A 26,218-nucleotide genomic window follows, 5' to 3' on the forward strand; every position below is an offset into this window, starting at 1 on the left:
CCAGGAGGCGCGAGACGGCAAACCGTACAGCTTTGGTGAAGCCGGAGTGAAAAGGGTCGGCCGGAATGTTGCCGGCCGACCGGGAGATCAAGGCGTGATGCGCACGTAGTCCAGGTCGGCGTAAGCGCCCGGTGCGCCGCTGGCGAACAGCCCGACCTGCGAGCCGACCCAGCGGCCCATGACGGCATCGAACGGTGCGCCGATCTGCGTGTAACGCACACCGTCGGGGCTGTACGAGAAGGCGACGCGGGCGCCTTCGGTCACATGCATGCGCAGGTGCGCGGTGAAGCCGGGCAGCACGGCGCCCAGCTCCTGCGCGCACTTGCCGGCCTGGTCGCAGCTCACCATCACCATGCGCGGCTGGCCGTCGACGCGGCGCAAGCCGAACCAGCTGCTGGCCAGGCCCATCACGCCGAGCCCGGCCTGGTCGCCGTCGCGCTGCGCATGCAGTTCGACTTTCGTGGTGACGCCGAACGCCGGCCCCGGGAACTTCTGGGTCAGCACCGACGGCAGGCTGCGCACCGGCGCCTCGGGCTGGGCGAACAGGCGCAAGTGGCCGGCCCTGGCGTCGAGCGCATGCCAGGCCTGCTGCGGGTTGGCCGCCCATTGCCATTGCGGGCCCAGTACCTTCCCGTCGAATTCGTCACCCGTCGGGGGCACCCGTTGCGGGAAGGTCCCGGCAACGGGTTTGGCATGCTCCAGCACCGGCTGGCCGGTGCCGGGGGTGCCGGACGGCTCGCCGATCAGCGGCCAGCCATCTTCCCAGCGCATCGGCTGCAGGTGCACGATGCGGCCGTAGGCGCGCTTGTCCTGGAAGTGGAAGAACCAGTCCGCTCCTTGCGGCGTCTTCACCCATGCCCCCTGGTGCGGGCCGTTGATCTCGGTTGCGCCCTGCGCCATCACGATGCGCGCCTCGTAGGGGCCGTCGATGCTGCGCGAGCGGAACACCGACTGCCAGCCATGCTCGACGCCTCCCGCGGGGGCGAACACGTAGTACCAGCCGTTCGCCTTGTACAGCTTCGGGCCTTCCAGGGTGCGGTAGCCGGGCAGCTTGTCGCCGTCGATGACGACCTTCCCTTCCTTGTCCAGCAGGCTGCGGCCATCCGGGGCCATCCGGCGCAAGGTCAGCACGTTGTTGAACCCGGCCCGGCTCTTGGCCCAGGCGTGGATCAGCCAGGCCTTGCCGTCGTCATCCCACAGCGGGGTCGGATCGATGATGCCCTTGCCGGGCAGGAGCAGGTGCGGCGCGCTCCAGGGGCCGTTGAAATCGGTGGCGGTGGTCACGTACACGCCGTTGTCCGGGTCCGGATAGAAGATCCAGAAGCGGCCGTCGTGGTAGCGCAGGCACGGCGCCCACACGCCCTTGCCGTGCTGGGGCGTCGCAAATTGCGCGCCCGGGACCAGCTGCGGCAGCGCGTGGCCGGTCAGCTCCCAGTTGACCATGTCCTTCGAGGTCAGCAGCGGCAGGCCGGGCGCGTTGGCGAAGCTCGACGACACCATGTAATAGGTGTCGCCGACGCGGATCACGTCCGGGTCCGAATAGTCCGCGTGCAGGATGGGATTGCGGTAGCGGCCGTCGCCAAGGTCGGGCGACCAGGGCGCCCGTACGGGCATCGGTCCGAACACGCGCGCCAGGAAGCCGTCCATCGCATCGACGGTGGGCGCCAGCCATGGGTCGAACAGCCAGAACGCGTGCGGCGTGCCCGGCAGCGCGACGGTGTCGGTATGGATGCCATGCGCGGCGAGCTTGGCCGCCATCGCCTCGCGCCCCACCGAGAAGCGCGGCACGCCGCTGGTGACGAACAGCACCGGCGGGCTGTCCTTGCCGGCATGGGTGAGCGGCGACGCGTCGCGCCACAGCGCGGTCTTCTCCGCATAGCGCCCGCCGAACCAGGCGCCCGCGGAAGACGAATTCTTGGCCGGGTCGTCCTCGTGCTTGCGTGCTTCCTCGGAGGTGAAATCGGACAGGCCGTCGATGTTGACGACGGCGCGGATCGCCTGCGGGTGCTTCATGCCAACCAGCGCCGCGATCTGGCCGCCGGCCGAGCCGCCCGCGATCGCCACGCGCGCAGGGTCGATCATGAAGCCGCCGGCGTTCGTGCGCAGCCAGCGCACCGCCTCGGTCACATCGTCGATCGCGGCCGGGTAGCGTGCCTGGCCCGAGAGCCGGTAGCTGACGGTGGCGGCCGCATAGCCGCGCGCGGCCAGGCGCGCCGCCAGCGGCGCCAGGTTGGCACGCTCGCCGCTGCGCCAGCCGCCGCCGTGCACCAGCACGACCAGGGGCGCCGGCTTAGCCGAGGGGCCGGGCAGGTACAGGTCCAGCGCCAGCGCCTGCTCGCCGCGCCGGGCGTAGACAAGGTCCTTGCGCACCTGCACCGGCGCTGGCGCTTCGGCACTGGCGATCCGGATGAAGGGATAGTCGCGGACGAGCTTCTGGTAGGTCGTCTCGGCGTTGTAAGGCGTATTCGCCATGGCCGGCAGGGCCAGCGACAGCAGCAGTGCGGCAGGAATTCCCTTCACAGCGTCTCCCCTCGGAAAGTACAGCGGCGGCGCAGCGTGGCGCCCGGTGCAAGCACGCTCAGGCCAGGATAGCCCGGCAGGTTGTGCGCATTGATCGGATGGTCGACCGGCTCGAAGCAGAAGAAATCGCGGCCGGGCGGCACGTAGAGGATGTAGTAATCCATGTCGGCCTGCATTTCCAGCGCAACGCCGCGCCCGGGCCAGGAGATGCGCGCCGTGCCGTGCCAGCCGTCGAACACATTGTCGACGCCATCTTCGGGAAGTGCGGCAGGGTTATCGAAACGCCAGTGGCCGGGAATGTCCTGGCGCAGCAGCGGCAGCTTGTCGGGGCCGGCCATCCACACGCTGTGGGCGCCGGCCTGCAGGCGCGCGCCTTGCGGGTCGGGCATCCAGGGGTGCAGGCCGATCCCGAACGGCAGCGCGGCCGTGCCGGCATTGCGCACGGCCAGCTCCACCACCAGCGCGTCGCCCGCCAGCGTGTAGCGCAGCTCGGCGGTATAGGAGAACGGCTGCGCGTTGCACCGGTCGAGCGTCAGGATCAGGGAGGTGTCGTAGTGGGCGGCGACCTGCCACGGCTGCTGCCAGCCGTCGCCGTGGATCGGGCATGGCTCCCCTGCCCGGTTGGGGGTGGGGACATGGCGCCGGCCCTCGAATTCGAAACCCGATGGCGCCATGCGGTTCGACCAGGGCAGCAAGGGGAAGCAGGCCAACTGCCCCGGGAGCGGCATGCCGTCGACCTCGTCGGGCAAGGGCCGCAGCAGCGGCAGCGCCTCGCTCCCGCGCAGCCAGTCCAGCCGCGCCAGGCCGCCGCCCACCTCGGGCACGACCTGCGCCAGCAGGCTGTCGTTGCGCAGGGTGAGCCGTTGCAGCATTGTCCTGGCCTGGATCGGATCGGCTTAGTACTGCGGGCCGTCGAGCAGGAACTTGCCGCCCTGGTACATGGTGGTGACGTCGTCCTTGGCCGGGAATTCCGAGGTATCCGGGAACAGGTGGGCGAACTTCGAGGAGCTGTCCTTCGGCTTGTAGCCCAGGTGCGAGGCCAGGCGGTTGTCCCACCAGACGCTGTCGTTGTCCGACATGCCGTACACGATGGTGTGGCCGACGCGCGGCGCGAACAGCGAGCAGCGCAGCATTTCCGTCAGGTCGTCGTACGAGAACCAGGTGCTCATCATGCGCTTGTTGGCCGGTTCCGGGAAGCTCGAGCCGATGCGGATGCAGACGGTCTCGATGCCGAAGCGGTCGTAGTAGTAGCGCGCGATCTGTTCGCCGAAGACCTTCGACAGGCCGTAGTAGCTGTCCGGGCGGGTCGGCGAGTTCGCGTCCAGCACGGTGTTCACATGGTGGTAGCCGATGGCGTGGTTCGAGCTGGCGAAGATCACGCGCTTGGTGCCGGCCTTGTGCAGGGCCTCGTACAGGTTGGCCACGCCCAGGATGTTGGCCTGCATGATCGGCTCGAAGGGCTTCTCGGTGGAGATGCCGCCGAAGTGCAGCACCGCGTCCACGCCCTCCAGCAATCTGATGACCGCTTCCTTGTCGGCCAGGTCGCACTGGACGATTTCCTCGCCTTCGCGCGCTTCGCCCATGTCGGTGATGTCGGACAGGCGCACGACTTCCGCCCACGGCTTGATGCGGTCGCGCAGGACCTTGCCCAGGCCGCCGGCCGCGCCGGTCAGCAGGATGCGTTTGAAGGGTTTGCCTTTTGCTGCTTCGGTCATTGCTCAACTCCTTGGTTCGTATCTCGGCCTGCTCCCTGGCGTGCACCGATACCTTGTACGCGCGGTCGGCAGAGCCGACCACCCTACGTTAAATTCGTTCAGGTCACCGGCGCCGGATTGAACAGCGCCAGCGCATTATGCAGCTTCCAGTGCTCGGCCCAGGTCTTGCGGCCGCTGGCCACGTCGAGGATCAGGCGGAACAGTTCCCAGCCCACGTCTTCGATCGTCGCTTCGCCGCTGGCGATGCGGCCCGCGTTCACGTCCATCAGGTCGTGCCAGCGCTGGGCCAGGTCGTTGCGCGTGGCCACCTTGATCACCGGGACGGCGGCCAGGCCGTACGGCGTGCCGCGGCCGGTGGTAAAGATGTGCACGTTCATCCCGGCGGCCATCTGCAGCGTGCCGCAGATGAAGTCGCTGGCCGGGGTGGCGGCGTAGATCAGGCCTTTCTGCTGCAGCTTCTCGCCCGGCGAGAGCACGCCGGTGATGGCCGTGCTGCCCGACTTGACGATCGAGCCCATCGCCTTTTCGACGATATTCGACAGGCCGCCCTTCTTGTTGCCGGGCGTGGTGTTGGCGCTGCGGTCCACGCCGCCGCGCACCAGGTAATCGTCGTACCACTGCATCTCGCGCACCATCGCCTCGGCGATCTCCGGGGTGGCGGCGCGGGACGTCAGCTGGTCGATGCCGTCGCGCACTTCGGTCACTTCCGAGAACATCACGGCGGCGCCGGCGCGCACCAGGAGGTCGGTGGCGAAGCCCACGGCCGGGTTGGCGGTGACGCCCGAGAAGGCGTCGCTGCCGCCGCACTGCACGCCGACCACGAGGTCGGACGCCGGGCAGGTGACGCGCTGGCGAGCATTCAGTTCCTGCAGGTGCCGCTCGGCAGTCTGCATGAGGTTGTCGATCATCGACATGAAGCCGACGTGCTGCTGGTCCTGCAGGGTGACGACGGACGGTTCGCCGTTGCCGATCGGGATGGCGCCGGCAGGGAACAGGCGCGCCGGCGGCAGCTTTTCGCAGCCCAGGCTGACGACCATGACGCTGTCGCCGAAATTCGGGTTCCTGGAGAGGTTGCGGATGGTGCGGATCGGGATGTCGGCGCCGGGCGCTTCGATCGCCACGCCGCAACCGTACACGTGCTCGAGCGCGACCACGTCCTCGACGTTCGGGTAGCGCGGCAGCAGCTCTTCCTTGATGCGCTTGACCGCGTAGTCGATCACGCCCGAGACGCACTGCACGGTGCTGGTGATGGCCATGATGTTGCGGGTGCCGACCGAGCCGTCCTTGTTGCGGTAGCCTTCGAAGGTATAGCCTTCGAGCGGCGCGTAATCCGTCACCGCGCGGGTGCCGACGGGCAGGTCGTCGAGCGAGCGGGCGGCCGGCATGCGCAGCACGCGCTCCGACACCCAGCTGCCGCGCGGGATGGCGCCGTTGGCGTAGCCGATCGTCACGCCGTAGCGGATGACGGGATCGCCGTCGGCCAGGTCCACCAGGGCCACCTTGTGGCCCTGCGGGACGCCTTCGAGCAGCGCCATGCCGTCCGGAAAGACGGTGCCCGCAGGCAGTCCGCCGTCGTTGACGACGATCGCGACGTTGTCGCTGGCTTGCATGCGAATGGTGCGCGGAACTTGCTGGTTCATGGTGTGGTGCCTTGTTGGTAGGTTCTTTTTCAGTATGCCATACAATTTCTTGCGGTGGCTAGTCCACCTTGCGATTTTGGTCTGACCAAATTAGAATGGCCTGACCAATACGTTGTGAATATGTAGTAAAAGAGCAGTTAGACGAATCAGTCCAACAATTACGCCACCGGAGACATATGAAGACGACCATGCTGGCAGCCTCGATTGCTGTCGTTTTAGGCTGCACCCTCGCCTGCGGCACCGCCCTTGCACAGGGCGGCCACTACCGCAATACCGACAACAAGAACCTGAACGACCATTCCGAAGGCACCTACCCGGTCCCGTACAAGAAACCGGTCGTGGCGGAAGTAACAAGCCAGCTCAAGTCGATCCGCGCCTACATGGACAGCGCCACGCCGACCCGCATCATCAGCAAGAAAACCGGCGACCAGATCACCGACCTGAAGACGCCGAACGCCGACGCGATCTTCGAGCCGAGCAAGGGCGACTACGGCATCCAGGTGTATGAAATGGGCGTGGTCCACTCGGGTCTCCTGAAGGCGGCCGAAGCGACCGGCGACAAGGGCTTCACGGCGATGAGCCAGCGCCACTTCCAGTTCTTCTCCCAGACCCTTCCCTACTTCCGCGCCCAGGAACAGAAGTTCCGCCTCGATCGGGCCAACAGCTTTGCGCGCTTCCTCGATCCGCATTCGCTGGACGATTCCGGCTCGATGTGCGCCGCCCTGATCCGCGCGCGCCTGGCCAAAGTCGGCCCGGACCTGAAGCCCATGATCGACACCTGCAGTGACTGGGTGATCAACAAGCAGTTCCGCCTCGAGGACGGCACCATGGCGCGCAAGCGCCCGCAGGAAGTGTCGCTGTGGGGCGACGACATGTACATGAGCATCCCCTTGCTGGCCGAGATGGGCCGCCTGACGGGCGACCGCAAGCACTTCGACGATGCCGTCAATAATGTCATGGGCATGAGCAAGCGCCTGTTCAACACGCAGAACGGCCTGTACACCCACGGCTGGCACGCGAATCACCCGGACGCTCCACGCTTCTACTGGGCGCGCGCCAACGGCTGGGCGGTGCTGGCCATGTCCGACCTGCTCGACGTGCTGCCGAAGGACCACCCGGGCTACGAGCCGGTATTGAACCAGCTGCGCGCCTCGATCAAGGGCATCGCCGAGCTGCAGTCGGGCACCGGCCTGTGGCACCAGATGCTGGACCGGAACGACTCCTACCTCGAGACCTCGGCCAGCGCCATGTTCACCTATGTGATCGCGCACGCCGTGAACCAGGGCTGGATCAGCCCGACGACCTACGGCTCGATCGCGCAGGCCGGCTGGGTGGGCCTGTCGACCCGCATCACCGCCAAGGGTGAAGTGGAAGGCACCTGCGTCGGTACCACCCTGGCCAGCGACATGGTCTATTACTACAACCGCCCTACCAGCGTGCACGCGCTGCACGGTTACGGCCCGATGCTGCTCGCCGGTGCCGAGATCATCAAGCTGTTGAACAATCCGGCTTTCGAGATCCAGCACAAGGTTCGCACGTATCATTACGTGCCCAAAGGGGTCAAGACCGACTACAACAAGCATCAGCAATGATGCGTCCATCACCGAGCGAACCCATGAAACGATTGATCCTAGCCGCGGCGTTGGCTGCATCGCTGAATGCCTACGCCGCCGAAAAACTGGCAGTGACCGTCCAGCACGACCTGTCCATCGCCCGCCCGTCCGAGACGATCTCGATCCCGTGGCGCGACGTCAATGCCGCCCTGCCGGGCGCCCTGATCCAGAAGATCGCCGTCAAGGACGCCAAGGGCCGCGTGCTGCCCTTCCAGGTGACCAACGTCGCGCCGCTGGCCAAGGACCCGAAGAACGAGGGCATCGCCTACGGCGAACTGCTGTTCCAGCACAGCTTCGCGCCGGGCGAGAAGAGCGCCAGCTTCACGGTCGAGAAGATCGACACCGTCGCGCCCGTGTTCCCGACCAAGGCCTACGCCCGCTACGTGCAGGAACGCCTGGACGACTTCGCGTGGGAGAACGACAAGGTTGCGCACCGCACCTATGGCCCGGCCCTGGCGGCGCCGGCGCCGCCGGGCGTGACCAAGGAAGTGCTGGTGACGAGCGGCCTGGACCTGTGGTTCAAGCGGGTACCGTATCCGATCGTCGACCGCTGGTACAACAAGGGCCATGACCACTACCACACGGACCAGGGTGAAGGCATGGACATGTACCAGGTCGGCAAGTCGCGCGGCGCCGGCGGCACCGGCGTGTGGGACGGCAAGCAGCTGTACACGAGCGTGAACTACGCCTCGTGGAAGGTGCTGGCCAACGGCCCGGTGCGCGCCGTCTTCGAGCTGCACTACGCCGCCTGGGACGCGGCCGGCAAGCCGGTCAGCGAGATCAAGCGCTTCACCGTGGACGCCGGCCACTACCTGGACCGCATCGACTCCACCTTCCAGTACGAAGGCAACGAGCCGATCACCGTGGCGGTGGGCCTGAACAAGAACCCGAGCGACAAGGGCCAGGACCCGGTCATCACGGTCAAGCGCGAAGGCCCGGTGCTGCTGCAGTGGATCGAGCAGAAGACCAACGGCGCGATGGGCATCGCGGTGGTGCTGCCGGGCGCGGAAGGCTTCACCCAGGACAACCTGAACGAACTGATCCTGGCCAAGGCCAGCAGCGGCAAGCCGGTGCGCTACTATGCCGGCGGCGCCTGGAGCCGCGCCGGCGAGATCACCTCGCTCGCCCAATGGCAGCGCCTGGCGCAGGATACCGCGGCGCGTGCCGCCAACCCGGTGCGGGTGACCCTCGCACGCAAGCAGTGAGAACGATACGATGAGCATGCACTTCCAGCCACGCCGCCGCGCCCTGTTGCGCACCGTTCCCGCCGCCAGCCTGCTGCTGGCCGGCACGGGTTGCGCCACGCCCGCCAGCGGCGACCCGTGGCGCCGCGCCGCCGACATCGTCGCGCGCTTCGCCACCCCGCTGCGCTTTCGCGAAGAGGACTTTCCGATCACCGCCTACGGCGCCCGTCCCAGCAACATGGTCGAGGTGAAGGCCCAGGTCGCCTCGCTGGTCGAAGGAACCGTGCGCACGCCGGCGCCGGGTTCCACCGATTGCTACCCTGCCATCACCGCCGCCATCGCGGCCTGCCACGCCAAGGGCGGCGGGCGCGTCGTGATTCCCGCCGGCGACTGGTACTGCGCCGGCCCGATCGTGCTGCGTTCGAACGTGCACGTGCACCTGGCCAGCGGCGCGCGCGTGCATTTCTCGACCAACCCGGACCACTATGCGCGCCACGGCGAATTCGATTGCGGCCCCAACGGCAAGCTGACCCTCTCGCGCTGGCAGGGCAACGACGTCCTGAACTATTCGCCGATGGTCTATGCACACAACCAGACCAACATCGCCCTGACCGGCGCCGACTGGACCAGCATCCTCAACGGCCAGGGCGGCGTGCCCTTCGAGAACAAGCCGGACGAATGCTGGTGGGACTGGAAAGGCCGCGGCACGCCGGGACGCACCCGCACCGAGATCGCACCGAATCCGCGCAACGCGCCGATCGACAAGGTCGCCCCGAACCTGCCGGCTGCGCAGCGCGCCCTGATCCAGGGCGAAGGCTGGCAAACCGATTCGCGCTACCTGCCGGCGCTGTCGGAAGCCGGCGTGCCGGTGGCGCGCCGCGTGTTCGGCCACGGCCACTACCTGCGTCCCTGCATGATCGAATTCATCGGCTGCAACAAGGTGCTGCTGCAGGGCTACCAGGTGAATGCCGCCCCGTTCTGGCTGCACCATCCGGTGAACTGCCGCGACCTGCACATGCGCGGCGTGAACATGGAAAGCCTGGGCCCGAACAGCGACGGCTTCGACCCCGAAGCCTGCGACGGCGTGCTGGTGGAGGACTGCACCTTCAACAACGGCGACGACTGCATCGCGATCAAGGCCGGCAAGAACCTCGACACGCAGCACGGCCCGACCCGCAACATCGTGATCCAGCGCTGCATCATGCACAGCGGCCACGGCGGCGTGACCCTCGGCAGCGAGATGGCCGGCGGCATCGAGCACGTCTACGCGCAGCAGCTCGAGTTCCGTAACATGCACTGGGCCAAGAAGCCGCTGAACACGGCGATCCGCCTCAAGACCAACATGAACCGGGGCGGCTTCCTGCGCCACCTGTACGTGCGCGACGTGACCATCCCGAACGGCGTGCGGATCGAACCGATGATGTACAAGCCGCTGCCGGCGAAGGTGGGGACAACTGCGGAAATCACCAAGCCGGTGGCCTCGACCGCGGGTGCGATCATCACCATCGACTGCGACTACGTGCCGGGCGACGACGCGGTGCGCACCCGTCCGCCGCAGGTCTCGGACATCGACATCCGCGGCATCCGCACCGGCAATGTCGATACCGGCTCGGGCAAGTTCTCGTGCTACCAGGCCTTCGTGCTGCTCGGCCCCGTGGCGTCGAGCTTCAACGGCCCGGCCGGCACCCGGATCCCGCCGATCACCCGCGTGCGCATCAGCGACTCGGACTTCGGCACGCCGAAGAACGCCGCCGAGCCCTGGTTCATGCACAACGCCACCGACATCACCCTCGACAACGTCACCATCGGCGGCAAGCAGTACACCACCAAGCTGTCCTGAAGCAATCTCACATTTGGCGGAGGTCAGACCAGTTCAATGATTAATTTGAATTGGCCTGACCAAAACCATGCGTATTGACGTAGAATTCCAGCACCGGCCTGACCAGTTCAACTAGGTCCACCTATAACAGCCGCTGGATAAAAACGCATGGAGACAGCATGAACCAACACACGCAACGTGCCGCCTTACGTCAACTCACCAAATGCCTGCTCGGCACCGCATCGGTGTCCGCCCTGTCGATCGGCATGGCATATGCCCAGGCCGGGGCCCAGCCGCCGGCCGAAACGCAGCAGATCCAGACGGTCCAGGTGACCGGCCTGCGCGCCTCGCTCGAGAGCGCGCTGAACGCCAAGCGCGAAGACAACGGCATCGTCGATGTCATCAAGTCCGAAGACATGGGCAAGTTCCCGGACACGAACCTGGCCGAATCGCTGCAGCGCGTGCCGGGCGTGGTGATCGACCGCGACGCCGGCGAAGGCCGCAACATCACGGTGCGCGGCCTGGGCCAGGATTTTACGCGGGTGCGCATCAACGGCATCGAAGGCCTGGCCACCACCGGCGGCACCGACAGCTCGGGCGGCACCAACCGCGGCCGCGGCTTCGACTTCAACGTGTTCGCCTCCGAGCTGTTCAGCTCCCTCACGGTGCGCAAGAGCTCCTCGGCCGACGTCGACGAAGGCTCGCTCGGCGCCACCGTCGACCTGCAGACCCTGCGTCCGTTCGACCTGAAAGGCTTCAACGCCACCATCGCGGCCAAGGGCAAGTACAACGACGGCTCGGAAAAGATCGACCCGCGCGTGGCCTTCATGCTGTCGAACACCTTCATGGACCGCACCCTGGGCGTCTTGATCTCGGGCGCGTTCTCGAAGCGCCGCGTGCTGGAAGACGGCTTCAGCACGGTGCGCTGGGATAACGGCCCCTCGTCGGGCGGCTGGTGCGCGCCGCAAGGCATGGCCGCCAACCCGTCCACCTCCACCGCCACCACCTGCGGCCCGGCCGCGCAAGGCGTGGCGCGCCTGCCGAACACCCCGGAGAACGTCGCCGCCTACAACGCGGCCAGCAACCCGGCCAACTTCCATCCGCGCCTGCCGCGCTATGGCCGCCTGACCCATGACCAGGACCGCCTGGGCCTGACCGCCTCGGTGCAATGGCGCCCGCAGCGCGGCACCCTGCTCACCTTCGACATGCTGTACTCGAAGCTGGACGCGACCCGCCAGGAAGACTACCTGGAAGCGATCTCGTTCAGCCGCAGCGCCACGCAGGGCGGCAAGCCGCAGATCAGCGTGCTCGAGGCGCAGTACGCGCCGAACGGGGCGCTGCTGTACGGCCGCTACAACGGCGTGGACGTGCGCTCGGAATCGCGCTTCGACGAACTGAACACCACCTTCACCCAGCCGACCCTGACGCTGGAACACAAGATCAGCGACACCTGGAGCATGAGCGCCAAGGTGGGCCGCGCCCATTCCAAGTTCCGCAACCCGGTCCAGACCACCGTCACGCTCGACGCCCTGAACGTCAACGGCTACACCCTGGACTTCCGCCAGAACGACCGCATGGCGATCATCGGCTACCCGTTCGACCCGATGGCCAGCAACGGCGCGCTCGGCATCATCGGCGTGCCCCAGGTGGCCAGCGGCGCCCAGCCGACCACGGTGCCGAACACCACCACCAGCGAGATCCGCATCCGTCCGCAAGGCGCGACCAACATCAACGACGTCGGCCAGTTCGACCTGGCCTGGGAAGCCAGCGACAACCTCACCTTCAAGGGTGGCTTGAACAAGAAGAAGTACGAGTCGGACACCTACGAGTTCCGCCGCATCAACCAGAGCGACACGATCTTCGCCCCGCCGGCTGGCAGCAACCTGACCAGCACCATCACCGGCTTCGGCAAGGGCCTCGATATGCCGGCCGGTAACGTGACCGGCTGGGTGATCCCGAACCTGGGCGCCATCGCCAGCGCCTACGACATCTACTGCAACTGCATCAAGGCCGGCCCCGCCGGCGGCCCGGGCGACTTCACCCTCAGCTCGATCACCAACGGCAACGCGCGCGGCAACAACCGCACCGTCACCGAGCGCGACACCGGCTTCTACCTGATGGGCGAATTCAAGGTCGACCTGTGGGACATCCCGGTGCGCGGCAACTTCGGCGTGCGCCACGTGAAGACCGAGCTGGAAGCGATCGGCTACCAGGCCGCCGGCGGCGGCACCGCCGTCAAGGTGAACCACGAGTACAAGGACACCCTGCCCTCGTTTAACGTCGCGGCCAACCTGACCCGCGACTTCATCGTCCGCTTCGGCGCGGCCAAGGTGATGACCCGTCCGCAGCTGGGCTTCCTGTCGCCGGGCGGCACCATCGCCACCACCGGCACGCTGACGATCAACACCGGCAACCCGCTGCTCAAGCCGTTCCGCGCCAAGACCTTCGACTCCAGCTTCGAGTACTACTTCGGCAAGAACGCCTTCGTGGGCCTGGGCCTGTTCCAGAAGAACATCGACACCTACATCCAGAGCCTGCGCAACAACGTGGCGTTCCGCGACACCGGCCTGCCGCTGTCGCTGCTGCCGTCGAACTTCAACGGCGAGGAAATCTTCGCGGTGACGGCGCCGATCAACACCGACGGCGGCAAGCTGAAGGGCTTCGAGCTGAACTACCAGCAGCCGTTCACCTTCCTGCCGGGCTGGGGCAAGAACTTCGGCACGGTGCTGAACTACACCAAGGTAAGCTCGAAGATCGAATACGCGATCTCGCCGACCAGCACCGACCGCATCGTCGACGACCTGCTGAACCTGTCGCCCAAGTCGTGGAACGCCACCCTGTACTACGACGACGGCAAGTTCAGCGCGCGTGTCTCGGGCGCCAAGCGCTCGTCCTTCCTGACCCGCGTGCCGGGCCAGAACAACAACGACGTCGAAGGCAAGAACGAAACCTTCAACGTCGACCTGTCGATCTCGTACAAGTGGAGCGACCAGCTGGAGTTCACCCTGGAAGGCATCAACCTGACCAACGAAGCCAGCGACCAGTTCATCAGCCGCGCGCGCAACAGCGTGGTGGTGAACAACGTCACCGGCCGCGAGTTCCTGGCCGGCCTGCGCTACAAGTTCTGATCTTTTCCTGTTCTACTCTCCTGTGGTCTTCAGCCCGCGTTCGCGCGGGCTTTTTTCTTTTTTGGGGATAATGGTCCCACCTCGACTGCGACAGCACACCCATGGAGATCCACTTTCTCGGCACCTCGTCCGGCGTCCCCACCCGCTCGCGCAACATGTCCGCCACCGCGATCCGCACGCAAGGCGCGCGGCACTGGGCGCTGGTCGACTGCGCCGAAGGCACCCAGCACCGCATCCTGCGTACCCGGCTCTCGCCGATGTCGCTGCGCGCCATCTTCATCACCCACCTGCACGGGGACCACTGCTACGGCCTGCCGGGCCTGCTGGCCAGCGCGGGCATGCTCAACCGCACCGAACCCATGGCCATCGTCGGCCCGGCGCCGCTGCGCGGCATGATCGAATGCATCATGGAGGCGACCCAGCTCGAGTTGCCCTACCCGATCGAATGGGTGCCACTGGAGCGGCTGGCGCAGACGCAGGTGCTGCCGGACTTTACCGTGCACGCGACGGCGCTCTCGCACCGCATCGAATCCTACGCCTACAGCTTCACGGAGGCGGCGGTCGAGCGCAAGCTGGACATCGGCAAGCTGCGCGCCAGCGGCCTGCCTTCCGGGCCGGCCTGGCGCGAACTGCAGCAGGGGCGCGATGCCGTGCTGCCGGATGGGACGGTGGTGCTGGCCGAATCCTTCCTGCTGCCGCCGCGCCGCGCGCGCAAGGTGGTCATCGCCGGCGACAACGACACGCCGGAACTGCTGGGCGCGGAGGCGGCGACCGCTGACGTGCTGGTGCATGAAGCGACCTATACGGAAGCAATCCTGCAGAAGGTGGGGCCGGGGCCGCAGCACAGCTCGGCGGCCATGGTGGCGCGCGTGGCGCAGGATGCGGGGGTGCCGAACCTGGTGCTGACGCATTTCAGCCCGCGCTACCTGGACCGCGGCAATGGGCTGACCCTGGACGACATCGCCCGGGAAGCGCGTGGGCAGTACGAAGGCAACCTGGTGCTGGCGCGCGATTTCGACGTCCACCAGCTCGACCGCGAAGGCAAGCTGCGTCTCATCCAGTCGCGTCCGGCTACAATCGGGCCATGGCAAAACGATCCCCCCTCTTCCCCGGCCCCATGACCGCGCGCGGCGCGGTGCTGGCCGTGCTGCTCTCCAACGAAGACCAGGCCGGCGCCGAGCCGATGCGCGGACGCATCACGCTGGCCGCCATCATCCGCGCGCTCAAGCGCAAGTACCACTGGCCGATCGAGACCGTGAGTTTTCCGTCCAATAGCGCGGACGGGCGCGCCACTTGGGCGACGGTGTACAGCCTGCCGCCGGAGGTGATCGCCAAGGCGCTGGATGCGGGTGGGCGGGATTGGCTGAGGAGCCGCAAGGCCGGCCGAAGCCAATAGCTTGCCGGCGGACCTGAACCCGCCGACGATGGCGGCAGCAAGGATATTGCCAACCGTCCGAACCTCCCTCGCGCGGGCGCGCTTTCCGCCCTGACATTCGGCCCGCATGCTGATCGAATCGGCATGCGCTGCCCGCTTCACCCAATCTGCATTGTGCGGTGCCAAACCAGCGGGGCATCGACGGCGTACCTTGATCGATGGGCTCGCGCTCACCGGCGCAAGCCTTTTCATCAAGGAGATTGCCATGTGGATGCGAAAAAGTTCAGCCCTTGTCCTGATGACATCGGCGTTCTGCGCTGCCAATGCGGCAAAACCCAGCATGCGGCTTCGCGGTGCGGCCGGACCCGATCTACCGCCAGGCCGGCGCCGATACCGAAGCCGAGGCGCAATGAACAAGCACGCCGTCAGACGGCGGCCTGCAGGGCCGTCCTGCCGCCGCCGTGTTCGCAGGTGTTGTCGCGCTGTACAAGGGAAAGTCCGTGGTGGCGGGTCTGTCTGGTGGTGGGATGCCATCGTCGTGCCCAACCGTCTTCTGCTTCTGTCTTGTGGAGAGTGTCATGCAAGCGCTTGATCATGTTTCGCGTCTTTCCTTACTCTTGCTGTCGTTCACCATGTCGGCGGCCGCGGCGGCCGCGCCCTACGCCGAATACCGGGTAACGGTGATGGGCCCTGCCAACAGCACGGCCGTCGATATCAACAAGGCCGGCGTGGTGGTCGGCATCTATCCGTCCCGGGCCGGCCAGCGTGGCTTCCTGAACCGGGGCAAGGGCCTGGTGGACCTGGGCGCGCTGGGCGGCAGGGCCAGCGAGGCCGTGGCCATCAACGACAAGGGCGAGGTGCTCGGCCACTGGACCACCAGGGCCGGCCAGCAGCGCGGCTTCATCCATTACGCCGGCAAGCAGCGCGACATCGGCGTGATTCCCGGCAGGCATACCCGGTACACCGACATCAACAACCACGGCTACGCCACGGCGATCGGCGATGCGCTGAGCATCGACGGGTCGCGCAGCTTCCTGCGCGACCCGAAGGGCAGGTTCACCGACATCGGCAACCTGCGCTTCGACGAGCCGACGCTGAACCATGCCCTGGCGCTCAACAATCGCAATCAGGTCACCGGCGAATCCGGCCCGCTGGTCTTTCCGGACCAGCCGCTGCGCGCCTTCGTCTGGAGCAGGGGCGTGATGCGCGACCTCGGCGACCTGGGCTTCACGCCCAACGGCGGGCTGGCCATCAACGACCGGGGCCAGATCACCGGCTATATGTCGCTGCCGACGGGCTTTCGCAACCGGGTGGCCTTCCTGTACCACAACGGCCGCCTCGTCAACATCGACGGGCGCCCCGACACCGTGGAGCGTTCCAGCACGGGTCTCGGCATCAACAACCACGGCCATATCGTGGGTGCCAGCGACCACCTGTCGGGCTTCATCTACCGCGGCAGGCGGATGCAGAGCCTGAATGCGCTGATCGACCCGAAGCTGGGCTGGGACATCTGGCGCCCTGCCGCCATCAACGATGCCGGCCAGATCGCGGCCACGGCCTACCGCAGGGGCGTACAGTACGCGGTGCGGCTGGACCTGATCCGCCCAAGCATGCTGTCGGCGCCGCTGCTGGAGACGGACGACGAAGATGCCGCGCTCGCCGGGCAGGCGGCGCCAGCGGCAGCGGAAGCCGAGGCGCAGGAACGCGAGGTGGTGCAGCCGGTACCGCAGGAATGATGCGGTGAGCAATCCCGGCAACGCCGAAAGGCCGAAAGCCCGAACGCAAGGCGCGATACCGCGTCTGAGTAGGCCAGGCGCCGTTGCCGGGGACGCACGTGCCTGGTGTCGTACGAAACAAGCCCTGATGGCGGGCGCAATCCGCCGACCGGCAGCCATCGCCTTGCCCGGTCGCCATCCATTTGTGGAGGTTGTCATGCAAGCGCGCAAGTGTATTTCACACATTCCCCTGTTCCTGCTGTCGCTCACGCTGGGCTTGGCCCATGCGGCCCCGAACTACGCCGAGTACCGGGTGACGATCGTCGGTCCGGCAGGCAGCCAGCCTACCGACATGAACCAGGCCGGCGCCGTCGTCGGCATCACCTCGACCGGCATTGACACCTACCGCAGCTTCGTCAACTACGGCCGGGGCGCCGTCGACCTGGGCCTGCTGGGCGGCACCTCGAACCAGGCGGTGGCCATCAACGACAGGGGCGAGGTGCTCGGCAACTGGACGACCAGGAGCGGCCAGCTGCGCGGCTATGTGTATCACCGGGGCAGCTTCCGCCAGATCGCCGGTGTCGGCGGGCAAGCTACCCGCTTCGTGGACATCAACAATGCCGGGTATATCCTGACGTCGAACCACCTGCGCGCGCCGAACGGCAGCTACCGGAACCTCGGCGCGCTGCCGTACGAGAACCCGGTCACCCAGGCCGAGGCGCTCAACAACCGGAACCAGGTTACCGGCGAATCCGGCTCGTTCATCTCGCCGGAACCGCCCTTCTACGCGTTTGTCTGGACCCGCGGCGTGATGCGCCAGCTGGGCGACTTCGGCTACACGCCCAGCTATGGCCTGGACATCAACGACCGCGGCCAGGTCGCCGGCTACACGTCCACGGAAACCTTCCGCGAGGCGCTGGCCACCATCTGGACCCACGGCCGCCCGACCCTCATCGACACGCGCCCGGCAGGCAACTACCGGTACAGCACGGCCCAGTCCATCAACAACCATGGCCATGCCGTCGGCAGCGCCAACCAGCTCGGCGCATTCGTCTACCGCGGCAGGCGGATGGAGAGCCTGAACGCGCTGATCGACCGCAGGTCGGGCTGGAACATCACCTTCCCGCGGGCGATCAACGATGCCGGGCAGATCGCGGCATCGGGCACCCGCAACGGCGTGACGTACACGGTACGGCTGGACCTGATCCGTCCGCATGCCCTGGGGGCGCCGCACATCGAGGCGGACGATGCGGCGAATTCGGCTGCCATGGTGGAGGGTGAAACGCAGTGAAGCGGTGAAACCGGTTGGCGCGCAGAGGGCGAGCATGCGCGCGCCAACCGATCGGCCTGCTCGACCGGCCTGCTGCAGCTGCGAGCCAGGGGACGGCAAGCACAGGAACAAAAGATCGAACGCAATGTGTGAGACTTGGTCTGAGTGTGTCAGACGCTGTCGCCACGTGCGCGCGTCGGAGGTTGTTGTAGGAAGAAGCCTCGGCGGCGGGCTCCGTCTGACGTCGGGCGGCCATCGGCTTGCCCAGTTGCCGCCGATTTGTGGAGGTTGTCATGCAAACACACCATCGTAGTTCACGCATTTCACGCATTCCCCTGCTCCTGCTCTCGCTCACACTGGGTGCGGCCAACGCCGCCCCCGCCTACCCCGAATACCGGGTGACCATCGTCGGCCCGGCGGGCAGCCAGCCCACGGACATGAACCAGGCCGGCGCCGTCGTCGGCTTTACCCCGACCAGCGACACCACCTCCCGCAGCTTCGTCAACTACGGAAACGGTGTACGGAACCTGATCCTGCCGGGCACGACGTCCAGCCTGGCGACAGCCATCAACGACAGGGGCGAGGTGGTCGGCAACTACAGGACCGGCGCCGGCCAGGTCCGCGGCTATGTCTATTATCGGGGCAGCTTCCGCCTGCCCGATCCCATCCCCGGCCGCACCACCAGCTTCGTGGACATCAACAATGCCGGATATATCCTCGCGCATGGCAGGCTCCCGAGCGGGGACGGCCTGCTCTCCTACCTGCGCGCTCCCAACGGCAGCTACCGGAACATCGGCACGCTGCCGTTCGAGAACGCCATCACCAACGCCGAGGCGCTCAACAACCGGAACCAGATCACCGGCCAGTCCGCAACGTTCATCCTTCCGGAAATCCCGTACTACGCCTTTATCTGGACCCGTGGCGTGATGCGCCAGCTGGACGACTTCGGCTACACGCCGAATTATGGTTATGCCATCAACGATCGCGGCCAGGGCGCCGGCACTTCGTCGGTGCCCGGCCTCCACAACCGGGTGGCCACCCTGTACAGCAACGGCCGCCTGATCGACATCGACCGGAGCCCGCCCAGCGCGGACCGGTACAGCAACGGCCGTGCCATCAACAACCATGGCCATGTCGTCGGCGACAGCAACCACCTGGGCAGCTTCATCTATCGCGGCAGGCGGATGGAAAGCCTGAATGCCCTCATCGACCGCCGCACGGGCTGGAACGTCAGCTTCCCGGTGGCGATCAACGATGCCGGGCAGATCGCCGCGCGCGGCGTGCGCAACGGCGTGGAGTACGCGGTGCGGCTGGATCTGATTCGTCCGCATGCGTTGGGGACGCCGTATATCGAGGCTGAAGATGAGGCGGAAGTGGCTGCCGATGCAGGGGGTGAGACGAAGTGAAGCAGTGAGGTCGGCTGGCGCGATGGCAAGGTAGTGCGTCGCGCCATTCGCCCCCCAAGGCAACGGGTTCATCGTGCCGTCGCTCAAGCGCAAGCAAGGTCGCCAACACTACTGCCTGCCGTCGCGAAGAATGCTTGACATATGTCAACCGCCATTGGAAAACCGTTTCCCATTCCTCTCAACAATCTATTCTTGAAGGAAATATAAATAGCAAATGAGGATCGCATGCCCGAAATTATTCGTATGGGGGACTCGACCAGTCACGGCGGCAAAGTGATCGAAGGCTCACCCTTCGACATCTGCATGGGCAAGCCGATCGCTTACATGGGACACAAGGTCCAGTGTCCGAAATGCAAAGGGGTCTTCCCGATTGTCGAGGGCGCACTCACGACAACGTTCTACGGCAAGGGCGTGGCCCTGGCTGGCATGAAAACGGCGTGTGGCGCTGTGCTCATCGCGAGCCAATTTACCGATGTTGTGGAATACGGTGGCGGTGGCTCAGCTGCGCGCGGTGCGGCCCAGCGCAAGAGCGAAACCGCCGTTACGCCAATGATCGCCACTAGTAACCAAGATTCCAGTGAAGCCAGCTCTACGGCCCCGCAATTCGACGACAGGTTCATCTTGCAGGACGCCGAGACTGGCAGGCCAATTGCTCACACCGAGTACGCAATCCGTCGAGCATCTGGCGAGATAGAACATGGCGTTTCCGATGCTGAAGGCAGGACCCATCTACTCTCGGCGACCGCAACTGCCGAGCAAATCGAAATCTTCGTGTAGAGACGCAACATGGCCACGGACACAATTACATCGCCATCTGGTAAAACCCTGCTGCTTCGGACAGCAGCGATCACGACACCCCAAGAACAGAGCGAAGAGAAAACTGTTCACATTTCGCCGGCTCTCGACAACTGCGTTTGCACACTCGCTTTGGAAAAAAACGAGTTCGGCGACACCCTGCCAATCATCACGACTAACTCCCGCACGGAAGACAACAAGGTCCTGTACCACCACAAGATCAGGGCCACGCTCACTCGCAAGTCGGACGGGAAGCCTATGCCTGAACAAAGATTTTCCCTCAAGTCAAATCGACATGTCGACAAAGTCAATTCGAACGGGAAAACGAACAGCCAAGGAGAGATTACCTTCGTTCTGGTCACGCGAGAGCCGGGCGAACTTGAGTTAAGTGCTGCAACTGCTGGCGTAACAATGAACAACTTTCGTCTAAAGCTGCAGGAAGCATGGTTCGAGTCACCCTTCCACATCACAGGCTATAACGTTTGCAATGAGAACGATTTTTCCGGGCAGTTGGTCGAGGGAAAAGGCCTAAAGGAGAAGCATAAGGAAGACTTCCTTTATGGGGCTGCTGGGGTAGCCATGCAAGGAACCGGAACGACTACGGAAGGCAAGTATATTCGCCTTGCCAATAAGCCTGGAGGCTGGGAGAAAAGCCCTAAAGGTAGCCCTGTACGTTTAGCAAACCCATCCGCTGCTATATTCGCATATGCTAAAGGCATCCATGGAACATACGCCGACCTCAAGGAAAACTATTCGATCGCAGTAGACAGAAAAATAATTCCCAAGAAAGCCAGAGTAGAAATCGATGGTTTAGGCGAGCGTGTAGCGGACGACTCCGGCGGCGGAATCAAACTATACCATATAGATAATTTTCTCGGCTCAGGCAAAGCGGTAGTTACAGCGTGGCTAAGAGGCGGAATTAATGGCACACAACGGCGCGTCAAATATCTAGGAATCGCCAAATGAAAACCACCTATCAACTCATACTTTTTATCCTGCTTGCCACCGTCACCGTCCAAGCTGATGCTGAAGCTTTTAAAAAAGTGTATCTTGACCAGAAGAACAACGTTCATTTGATAACTAGGGAAGGCAAACGCCAGCAAGTTACAACAAAAGGAAACGCTGCCTTGCTTAAGCTAGCACCCGACAATGAAACAGTAGCTTGGCTCGTGTTGAACGCATGGAAGGCAGATGGAGACGATATACCAGGCTCAGAAGAGCTCGCTATCTACCGGAAGGGAAAGCAAATTTCCATTAAATGCACGCCTTTCATAAGAGATTATTGGTTCTGGGCGGGAGGCAAGCAAATTGCCATTGACTGCGGCGGCAGGCGTTTTGCAGGCCGGGAGATTCTCTACGATGCTACAACCTTGAAGGAACTTGCCAGCTTTGATCAGGCCAATGTTCCGCTTGATAAACGCCCGGATTGGTCGAGCGATCACGACTAGGAGCGCTACCAATGCGACGGAAGGTCACTCTGAAGGTTTTCACTCCGCTTCTTCATGAGTTCGAATCCCAACTCGATACTCTGCACATGAAAAGGGACTCGTTTCTTAACCACCTCATCGATCGTGAGCTTCCCTATTTGGAGCGTGAGTTGGATGGCAGGCGCCTGTCGGTCTCAGCAAAACGCTTTATTGCACGCTCACTCAAGCAATTCGGTACATCACAGATCAATGTACAGCTAAACTCTTACACTGCTGAACGCCTAGACAACATATCGCAAAGCTTTAATTTGGTGCGTGATTCGTTTATCAATCGCTTACTTTATTTCTGCCTTGGAAGCAATACCCTTCTAAAATACTTCGACATAAAACCCGATAATTTAGCCATACACGAGCGTGGACGTCCGACAGGATACTTTCGAGCAATACACGAAATACAAGCCGACCCACTTGTTAACTTAAGAGCGCTCGTTAAAGCTAAGCATGGTGTAGGGCTATATCTTGCACCATTGCCTGTCGAACTGGCAGCATTTGAATGCTATCTAGACGAAGAAATTTTTTGGGAAAAATATGGCACTCGAGGTAATAACTTGATTTTCCCGGGCGATTTACTTCAATCACTCGAGATCGCAGTTTACCAGACAAGGTCCGCCGATGATCAAGCGCTGACGATTTAGAAATAGGTAAGCTTCCGATAATAAAGTGCTTTAGCGTGACTCCATGAGCGTCGCGCACATATCTAGCAGGCCTTTTTTCCTTCGCCTACTAACTCATCTGAGGTTTTACGTTCCAGAAGCCTATACGACGCTCCAGTTATTCGATGGCTCGGCATGTCCCAAGCTCGGCTTCGAATGCGGAGCGCGCGTTTCCTGCAATACCTATGTCCATCCATCCCTCGTTGTCCAGCTCCAGCCACAGGCGGAGCGCCGACGCCGCCCCGAATCCGTTGCTTTCCGCATCCAGACCGCGCAAATAAAGATCGGGGCGAAGAGCGAGGTCCTCCGCGTACCAGCGCCTCCCGCGCGACGCAAGCCGTTCGAGCACGGGCGCGGGCAGACTCCCTCTTCCGGCTAGAATGGAAAGCTCGCGCTTGTTCGCGTATCTTCCAGTGACATACACGTCGTTCTTCCAGGCGATCGCGACGCAAGCAGTCAGATAAGCGCGGGACTTCCAATAATCAAAGATCCAAGTGTCACAGACGTGGTAACGATAAATCGGCACATCTCCCGACGCCGCGACCGCTTCGGCCAGTATCAAAAACGCCTGGTCTCCCGGAACGCCCTTCTCGGGCACGACCAGGTAGCCGGTCAGTTCCGCGTTTGGGCGCGCGGCCTTCAATCCCTTAATAAACTGCTGAAAGTCGGCCGGATACTTATAGAAGACATGACGGGCATAAGGCTCCTCCCCCTCCCCGTCGAGCCATTCACGCCGTACCCCGAATAGCGAACACGCCGATTCAAGCACAGGCTCGGTCAGTTTCGCGAGAAGCGAGGCGTCATCCACGAGATCGCTCAGCGCCAGGTCGTGCCCAAGGACGCGCGGGATTTGGTTGCGACGTACCCCATGGGCTTCGAATAACACGATGAACCGCTGGGAAACAGATGTCACCGGCCTGGCCTTCCAACATTTTAAGCCGCGTATGATCGTGCTTGCGACGCGCTCAATAATCGTGGTAACGCTGTTAGCCTCTGCAAACGTCATTTGGATTGCCCTTGGAATGTTGTCCGTCCTATGCGCATGACCAGCATGCTAATCGAATTTAAGCACACAATTGGCAAATGGCAACTACCGCGGACTGAATGCTCGGACGCACAAAGGAACGAAGGAGGCGCGAGTCCGGTCATGCCAACGATATGGCGGCCGATGCAGCGACGGACGTTTGCGGAACTTACGCCGTTTTGCGGAACTACTCTAGCTCACAAATCAAGCGTAAGTATATGATCTTATTGGTAGGCCTTCCCGGAGTCGAACCGGGCACCAACGGATTATGAGTGCGTCGTTAGCGCTTTGCGCCACCTTGCTCCCGCTGCTCTTTCCCTTTCAGATCAACAGTTTACGCTGGCAGTGCCACTTGAGGCAACTAGGTTCGTAGTTCTCTACTTGAGCATCGATTGAGCAGGCGTTGAGCTCGCTCGTCGGCCCCCGCCCCCGGGGATGCCCCCTACCTCCCTGTCGGTGCATTTGGCCTCAAAAATATCTCACAAAAATTATGACATTCCCGACTGCATTAACTTTTATACTCCTCCTGTCGAGTAACCGATAGACAAGCATCCACTGGAGAGCGTTGCTCTTGCACTCCAACCATGTAGGGGCTGAGCGGGTGACTGCTCAACACTTCGAGTAGGTACTCGCAACGCAGGTCTAACAAACAACAGATTTTATAGGGAGGTCAAGTAGTGACTGTGTCTAACGATACTTGGGACTTACGCGAGTTGCGCACTAATGTAGGGCAGCGCTATGGGGAGAAGCAGGAACTAGAGCTTTGGGAAATTTTACAGTCAATTTTCTTCCGCCTAAAGCATGCCAGATTCCATATCGAAGAGTTTGAGCGGTTAGAGGACGAAGTGGTTTCAGGTCGAAGCTCCATTGAGATAGCCAAGGAGATCTTCCGCTTCCATGAAACTCGAATAAGCGAAATCTCCGTCAAAGCTACTGCACATGCACTGGGAGCAGTCCAAGCTCTTCATTCGTTATCTGACATTCTTGGGTCAGCAATCATGCTCTCGCTGAATAATGGAGTGTCATGGAAAGGTTATTTTCACGATATCAAATTGTCAGCGCCACACTTGAGCTTGGCGCCTCTGATAGATGAGCTAAATGGAAACGCGTCATTTATTTATTTGGCAGACCTGACGAATCGGTCAAAACATCGGACAGTGGTTCAGCCACGATTTCAAGCTGACCTAACCGGGGGCGAACGGAACCGTTACGACTTCGTTGCGTTTGAGCACAAAGGCCGAGTGTATGGCCCTAAAGAGGTCAAAACCTTTTTGATTAATGAATATGATCGTCAAGGGATCGCAATCTTCCGCATTGGAAATGAACTCAATCGTCTGACACGATAGTAGTGCAGAATAATTGCTTGCAACTACAGGCATTCCTCAAAGTTAACATGTAAGGAAGTAAAATGCGACCATGGGAGCGCCGCCTTCGCGACTTAGCGAGACTACTGCAGAATTGTGGTGAAACTTATTTCTCACCCGACCTTTTCAGGCAGAATACAAACCAGTTTCTACAAACCTCTAGAACGGTTACGTTTATTATCCAGAAGAATAAAGCTGATATACCGGAATATGAAACTTGGTACAAAGATCATGTCGTAACCGCATGGGGGAACGATGAGATAATGAAGTGGGCTAAGGATGCGAGGAACACTATCGAGAAGGAGGGTGATCTTGACATGTATAGCCGCTTGGATGTTGCGGTCATCTACTCCCACTTAGCTCATGAGGACATAGAAATTGAGACGCCCCGACCGTTTCTTCTGCAAGCCGACATTAACGCTATTGCGAAATTAGCTAAAAGCTCGCTGCCACCAGGAACACTTGATGCGACTGTTTTGAAAATTGAACGACGTTGGGTAGCTAACTGCCTCCCCGAGCACGAGTTGATATCAGCCTTGACCTTTATCTACAATAGTCAATATCGAGTGTGCGAGAAGCTAGCTTCGAATCTTAACGACAAGCTAGACGCTTCGATACCCCACCCGTCTTTACTTGATCCAATGTCAAACGATGTATCACGTGCGCGATACATAAAGATAGGAAAACCCAACATAGGGAAGTTTCAGACTGTACGAGTGAAAAGTGATGCTAACTTTCAGCCATCTCCAAGCTTGTATGCGTTAAAAGATGAGATCGCGTCTATGCCAACGACAACATCGTTAGATGCGTTGGTCGAAAAGGCAGCGAAAATGGCATACTTCACGTTTAGCCATGACGGCTATCATGTGCCAATGTTATTCCTTTTCGATGACAGCTGGAACCAGATTGACTTTGTAACTACCGAGTTTGCCGACCAAGCTGACAAGTTCATTTTTGCCCGCAATATAGCTAGACGTGCAGCATATATGAAAGCTGCTGCCTTCGTCTTTGTGTCCGAATCTTGGGTGAGATCGATAGATTATTCTGGAAACAAACCTATCCGTGACCTTCCCATAATTGGTGAACAACTACAGTTGATTGCAGGGGACTTCACAGGAAAACTTAAAGCAGTGGACTGGGATATTGTTCGCTCAGATCAAAGCGAAAAGCCTGCGCTGAGTTTATCAAGCACTCAAAAGGATGACGACGATGTTTGCAGGATCTTCTTTGTCGCACCGCTAATTGAAGCGATGAAGTCTGTGAGACCTAAATCATAAATACAGAATAGGAAAGCAATGCCATTAGAGATTGACTGGATATTCAAACAGCTGGCCACATTCAGCTTTGGCGCAATATTATCAGGTGTCGTCGTCTACTTACTAGCTGTCGAGTCCCGTTTGATCGTAAACGCGTTTAACGAATAATTCTGGTCGTTTCTGCTGCCATTCCTTGAGCGCGAGGATGGGTGTTTTCGCGTCGAGTGCGCGCTGCGGAATGTGGTGGTTGTACA

The 26,218-nt window shown here is 62.4% G+C and carries 20 protein-coding genes and 1 pseudogene; 15 read left to right on the plus strand and 6 right to left on the minus strand.

The window, feature by feature from the left end; all coding sequences use genetic code 11:
- Window positions 1-87: 87 nt before the first annotated feature.
- From ACFFJK_RS16395 to garD, 4 genes are all read right to left on the minus strand, one after another.
- Complete coding sequence (locus tag ACFFJK_RS16395; protein ID WP_379680533.1) at window positions 88-2,520, minus strand: family 43 glycosylhydrolase; 2,433 nt, start codon at window positions 2,518-2,520, stop codon at window positions 88-90.
- Window positions 2,517-3,392: an aldose 1-epimerase gene (locus ACFFJK_RS16400; protein ID WP_379680534.1), complete on the minus strand. Its 876-nt coding sequence runs from the start codon at window positions 3,390-3,392 to the stop codon at window positions 2,517-2,519. Before ACFFJK_RS16400 ends, ACFFJK_RS16395 begins: the two co-directional genes overlap by 4 nt.
- 24 nt (window positions 3,393-3,416) lie before the next feature.
- Entirely contained in the window at window positions 3,417-4,235 is an 819-nt protein-coding gene (locus ACFFJK_RS16405; protein WP_379680535.1) for an NAD-dependent epimerase/dehydratase family protein, read from the minus strand.
- Window positions 4,236-4,333: 98 nt separating this feature from the next.
- Window positions 4,334-5,875: a galactarate dehydratase gene (gene garD, locus ACFFJK_RS16410; RefSeq protein WP_379680536.1), complete on the minus strand. Its 1,542-nt coding sequence runs from the start codon at window positions 5,873-5,875 to the stop codon at window positions 4,334-4,336.
- Window positions 5,876-6,051: 176 nt separating this feature from the next.
- On the opposite strand from garD, the gene ACFFJK_RS16415 reads away from it, so the two are divergent.
- From ACFFJK_RS16415 to ACFFJK_RS16475, 13 genes are all read left to right on the plus strand, one after another.
- A complete protein-coding gene (locus ACFFJK_RS16415) occupies window positions 6,052-7,467 on the plus strand; it encodes a glycoside hydrolase family 88/105 protein (RefSeq protein ID WP_379680538.1) in 1,416 nt (471 codons plus the stop codon).
- 23 nt (window positions 7,468-7,490) lie between these two features.
- A complete protein-coding gene (locus ACFFJK_RS16420; protein ID WP_379680539.1) occupies window positions 7,491-8,693 on the plus strand; it encodes a BT3233 family polysaccharide utilization protein in 1,203 nt (400 codons plus the stop codon).
- Window positions 8,694-8,703: 10 nt separating this feature from the next.
- The gene (locus tag ACFFJK_RS16425) at window positions 8,704-10,512 is read left to right on the plus strand and encodes a glycoside hydrolase family 28 protein (RefSeq protein ID WP_379680541.1); all 1,809 of its coding nucleotides are present in this window, start codon (window positions 8,704-8,706) and stop codon (window positions 10,510-10,512) included.
- 158 nt (window positions 10,513-10,670) lie between these two features.
- Window positions 10,671-13,619: a TonB-dependent receptor gene (locus ACFFJK_RS16430; RefSeq protein WP_379680543.1), complete on the plus strand. Its 2,949-nt coding sequence runs from the start codon at window positions 10,671-10,673 to the stop codon at window positions 13,617-13,619.
- A 101-nt stretch (window positions 13,620-13,720) separates the two neighbouring features.
- Window positions 13,721-14,740, plus strand: a complete 1,020-nt coding sequence (locus ACFFJK_RS16435; RefSeq protein ID WP_379680544.1) for a ribonuclease Z — start codon at window positions 13,721-13,723, stop codon at window positions 14,738-14,740.
- Window positions 14,704-15,015, plus strand: coding sequence for a hypothetical protein (locus ACFFJK_RS16440; protein ID WP_379680545.1), 312 nt, complete (start codon window positions 14,704-14,706; stop codon window positions 15,013-15,015). Before ACFFJK_RS16435 ends, ACFFJK_RS16440 begins: the two co-directional genes overlap by 37 nt.
- 557 nt (window positions 15,016-15,572) lie before the next feature.
- The gene (locus tag ACFFJK_RS16445) at window positions 15,573-16,730 is read left to right on the plus strand and encodes an HAF repeat-containing protein (protein ID WP_379680546.1); all 1,158 of its coding nucleotides are present in this window, start codon (window positions 15,573-15,575) and stop codon (window positions 16,728-16,730) included.
- Between the two features lie 196 nt (window positions 16,731-16,926).
- Window positions 16,927-18,000 carry an HAF repeat-containing protein gene (locus ACFFJK_RS16450; protein ID WP_379680547.1) on the plus strand — a complete coding sequence of 358 codons (1,074 nt, stop codon included), beginning with the start codon at window positions 16,927-16,929 and terminating at the stop codon, window positions 17,998-18,000.
- A gap of 272 nt (window positions 18,001-18,272) precedes the next feature.
- Window positions 18,273-19,385: an HAF repeat-containing protein gene (locus ACFFJK_RS16455; RefSeq protein WP_379680549.1), complete on the plus strand. Its 1,113-nt coding sequence runs from the start codon at window positions 18,273-18,275 to the stop codon at window positions 19,383-19,385.
- Between the two features lie 225 nt (window positions 19,386-19,610).
- Window positions 19,611-20,162, plus strand: a complete 552-nt coding sequence (locus ACFFJK_RS16460) for a PAAR domain-containing protein (RefSeq protein WP_379680550.1) — start codon at window positions 19,611-19,613, stop codon at window positions 20,160-20,162.
- 9 nt (window positions 20,163-20,171) lie between these two features.
- Window positions 20,172-21,146 (plus strand): 3D domain-containing protein, encoded by a 975-nt coding sequence (locus ACFFJK_RS16465; protein WP_379680551.1) that lies wholly within the window; start codon window positions 20,172-20,174, stop codon window positions 21,144-21,146.
- Window positions 21,143-21,628 carry a hypothetical protein gene (locus tag ACFFJK_RS16470; RefSeq protein ID WP_379680552.1) on the plus strand — a complete coding sequence of 162 codons (486 nt, stop codon included), beginning with the start codon at window positions 21,143-21,145 and terminating at the stop codon, window positions 21,626-21,628. The genes ACFFJK_RS16465 and ACFFJK_RS16470 overlap by 4 nt, the downstream gene beginning before the upstream one ends.
- An 11-nt stretch (window positions 21,629-21,639) precedes the next feature.
- Complete coding sequence (locus ACFFJK_RS16475) at window positions 21,640-22,302, plus strand: hypothetical protein (RefSeq protein WP_379680553.1); 663 nt, start codon at window positions 21,640-21,642, stop codon at window positions 22,300-22,302.
- 136 nt (window positions 22,303-22,438) lie between these two features.
- On the opposite strand, the gene ACFFJK_RS16480 is transcribed toward ACFFJK_RS16475, so the two are convergent.
- On the minus strand, window positions 22,439-23,326 hold the full coding sequence (locus ACFFJK_RS16480) for a hypothetical protein (protein ID WP_379680554.1): 888 nt from the start codon (window positions 23,324-23,326) through the stop codon (window positions 22,439-22,441).
- Window positions 23,327-24,021: 695 nt separating this feature from the next.
- On the opposite strand from ACFFJK_RS16480, the gene ACFFJK_RS16485 reads away from it, so the two are divergent.
- Window positions 24,022-24,690 carry a hypothetical protein gene (locus tag ACFFJK_RS16485; RefSeq protein ID WP_379680555.1) on the plus strand — a complete coding sequence of 223 codons (669 nt, stop codon included), beginning with the start codon at window positions 24,022-24,024 and terminating at the stop codon, window positions 24,688-24,690.
- Between the two features lie 62 nt (window positions 24,691-24,752).
- Window positions 24,753-25,985, plus strand: a complete 1,233-nt coding sequence (locus tag ACFFJK_RS16490) for an Ea47 family protein (protein ID WP_379680557.1) — start codon at window positions 24,753-24,755, stop codon at window positions 25,983-25,985.
- A 102-nt stretch (window positions 25,986-26,087) separates the two neighbouring features.
- Here the strand turns inward: ACFFJK_RS16490 and ACFFJK_RS16495 are convergent.
- Window positions 26,088-26,218, minus strand: a pseudogene (locus tag ACFFJK_RS16495) (IS481 family transposase); the annotation flags it as partial.

Origin of the sequence: Massilia consociata, from assembly GCF_042432755.1 — a bacterium.
In the GTDB taxonomy this organism is placed as follows: Bacteria; Pseudomonadota; Gammaproteobacteria; order Burkholderiales; family Burkholderiaceae_D; genus Telluria; species Telluria consociata.